We start from the raw sequence: 928 nt of genomic DNA, 5'->3' as shown, positions 1-928 counted from the left end.
CGACCGGCCGCATCGCGGCCGGTCATCGCTTTTGGACGCCGCGGTTGCGGCGCCTCGATCAATTGCCGCCGCCGGCCGGATCGGAGGACGGCATCACCACCGTCGCCCCGCTGGCATTGGCCGGCGTGCCCATCATGACCTGGAGGCGTCCCGTGTCGGTGCTGACGTTCGGACCGAGCCGCAGCGTGGAGTCGCGATCGTCCAGCCGCACCAGGTGCGAGCGCACGCCGCTGAACTGCGAGTCGTCGATCGACACGTTGGCCTTGATCGGCTGGCCGCCCAGCGTCACCAGCAGCTGGCCGACGTCCTCGGCGTAGACGCCGCTGAGCTTCACGTTGGCATCGCCGTTGATCTGGATCGCCTTGTCATGCGAGTGCCGGAACGAGGAGTTCCTGATCTCGACCTCGGCGGGCCGGTCGTTGGGAATCGACGCCGGGGAGATCCCCGCCAGCTGGGCGTCGTGGGCGCGGTTGCCGGGCCCGTCGATGGTGATCATGTCGTCCGGGCCGCCGTGCACCGCGTGCACGTTGTCGATCTTGGCGTCGCCCAGCAGGTGCACGCCGTCACCCCCCTGGAACTGCACGTTCTTGAGCGTGGCGCCCGGGCCGAGGATGAAGACCGGCTGGTACGTCTCGGCCGAATTGCCGCTCAGCCCCGACCCGGCGGTGAACAACTGGTTCTTGCCGTCGAAGGTCTCGCCCGGGCCGACGACGATGGGCTTGTTCACCACGACCTCGCCGCGATGCGGCGGCAGCACCGAGGTCGCGGGGGTACTGCTGGACACCGGACCCGCGTCGTCGGGCTTGGCGGGAGCGCCGACCGAAGGTGCCGGCGCCGGTGCGGGCGCGAGCAGCGGATCGGGCGTCGCCGGAGCCGGGGCATGGCCGTGATGGTGGTGGTGATGGCCATGAGCTGGAGCTGGAGCTGG

General features: G+C 70.3%; 1 protein-coding gene. It reads right to left on the bottom strand.

All coding sequences use genetic code 11. The features are described from left to right. Nucleotides 1-58: 58 nt before the first annotated feature. A partial coding sequence (locus FUT87_RS22565; RefSeq protein ID WP_147242462.1) for a pectate lyase occupies nucleotides 59-928 on the bottom strand: 870 nt, incomplete at its 5' end.

It is taken from the genome of Mitsuaria sp. TWR114, from assembly GCF_007997345.1.
The sequence above is the reverse complement of the archived record's forward strand: the minus strand, read 5'-3'. Positions and strand labels throughout refer to the sequence as shown.